This is a genomic window from Saccharopolyspora sp. (assembly GCF_017434145.1).
Lineage (GTDB): Bacteria > Actinomycetota > Actinomycetes > Mycobacteriales > Pseudonocardiaceae > Saccharopolyspora_C > Saccharopolyspora_C galaxeae.
On record NZ_JAFRFW010000828.1, the window covers coordinates 1 to 1,756 of the forward strand.

Annotated in this window: 2 protein-coding genes; both read right to left on the bottom strand. The window is 72.2% G+C overall.

Going from position 1 to position 1,756, the window contains the following annotated elements:
- Positions 1-832: alpha/beta hydrolase (locus tag IJH84_RS22490; protein WP_295148688.1), on the bottom strand; the 832-nt coding region annotated here is incomplete at its 3' end.
- 22 nt (positions 833-854) lie between these two features.
- A complete protein-coding gene (locus tag IJH84_RS22495) occupies positions 855-1,535 on the bottom strand; it encodes a TetR/AcrR family transcriptional regulator (RefSeq protein WP_295148691.1) in 681 nt (226 codons plus the stop codon).
- Between the last annotated feature and the right edge of the window lie 221 nt (positions 1,536-1,756).

Consider the following 1,756-nt stretch of genomic DNA (forward strand, 5'->3'; position numbering starts at 1 on the left):
GGAACCCGGCGATCAGCGAGTTGTCGCGGGCCGGTGACTGGCGGGCCGACCAGTGCCCGTTGCCGGGCAGCACCTCCAGGCGCGCGCCCGGGACCCGCCGGGCTGCTGCGGCGGTGTGCTCCGGTTTCACCCCGACGTCGCGGTCGCCCTGGATGACCAGCGCCGGGCAGCGGATCTCGGGCAGGCGGTCGCGCAGGTCCACGTTCATCGCGCGCAGGCCGATCGAGGCGTTCTGCCAATCCGAGGCGCCGGCGCCGTTGGCCAGCACTTCCCGGTGGATCTCGGTGACCACGTCGTCGAAGTCGGCGACCGGCCCGGCGAACAGCGCCCGCCTGGCGAACCAGGCGACCATCGCCCGGTGCCGGAACAGCAGGCCGGACAGGCGGGACGTGAGCGGGGCCAGCTTGGCGGTCAACCACAGCAGCTGGTGCAGACCGGGCGGGAACGACAGGACACCGCCCGGTGCCAGCGCGACCAGCCGCCGCACCCGCTCCGGGTGCTCGATGGCGTAGGCCAGCGTCAGCGCCCCGCCCTGGGACAGTCCGACCAGACTCGCGTCGTCGAGTCCGAAGTGGTCGAGCACGGCGCCGATGCAGCGCAGCATCACGTCGTGGTCGGCGGGTCCGCGCCACGGCCTGCTCGCGCCCTGCTTGGGCCAGTCCAGGGCGAAGACCCGGTGCTGGGTCGCGAGCGCGGGAATGAGGTGCCGCCAGCTCAGCAGCGCGTTGTCCAGCCCGGCGCCGCTGAGCAGCAGGACCGGACTACCGCTCTGCCCGGCGCTGAGGACGCGCAGGCTGCCCTCGGGAAGGTCGATGAAGGTGCTCCGGTGCATCAGGTCCCCCGTTCACCGCGGATCATTCCGCCGGACTCCCAAGTTGCTCCTGCACGCGATCGAGCAGGTGCAGCTGCGCCCGGCGGGTCGCCCCGTCGTCGCGCGCGGCCGCGGTCCGATCCAACCCGCTTTCGACCATGTCGGTGATCACGTCCAGGACGGGTTCCAGCCGATCGTCGCTGAGCCCGCCCACCAGCGGGCCGATGGAGAACACGCCGACGGTGAGCGCGCTGAGGGCGATCGAGACGTCCGCCGGGTCGACGTCGCCGCGAACGGCCCCGGCGCGCTGCAACTCGTCGAGGTAGCGCGTGACCCACGCGACGCGCGCTGCGTAGCGGTCGTCCGTGCGGTCGCGGATGTAGCTGCCGAGCACGTCGGTGTCGGCTTGCAGGAATGCGCGCGCTAGCGGGTCCCGGAGCAGCGCGCGGATGCCGAACCGGTATGCCGCGGCCAGCCCCACCGGTCCGCTGCTGCCTTCGACCCCGGCGCGCACTTCGGCGAGCATCCGCTGCGAGTTGCGCACCAGCAGTGCGTCCAGCACCGCGCCCTTGCTCGGGAATTCCCGGTACACCGCGCCCTTGGCGATGCCGGATCGCGCCGAGATCTCCGCGATGCTCGTGCGGTCGTAGCCGTTCGCGCAGAACAGCTCCTCGGCGCGGTCGAGGATGACCGAGGCGCGGTGCGGGATCAGCGGTCTGGGCAACGGGGTCTCCTCCCGAACGGTAATGACCAATATGCATGTTTCGGTCACTACGGCGCAAGGGCGCGTCGATACGAGGTCGGCGTGCGGCAGGGCCCGAAGCTTCGTCCTACGCCTAGTAGGGTCTGCTCGGCGGAGCCGTTGCGCCGCAAGGCATCGCCTGGGCGCACGCGGTGATACCCGGCGGCGCGGGCCGGGCACGACGCTCGCGCGTGGCCGTACCC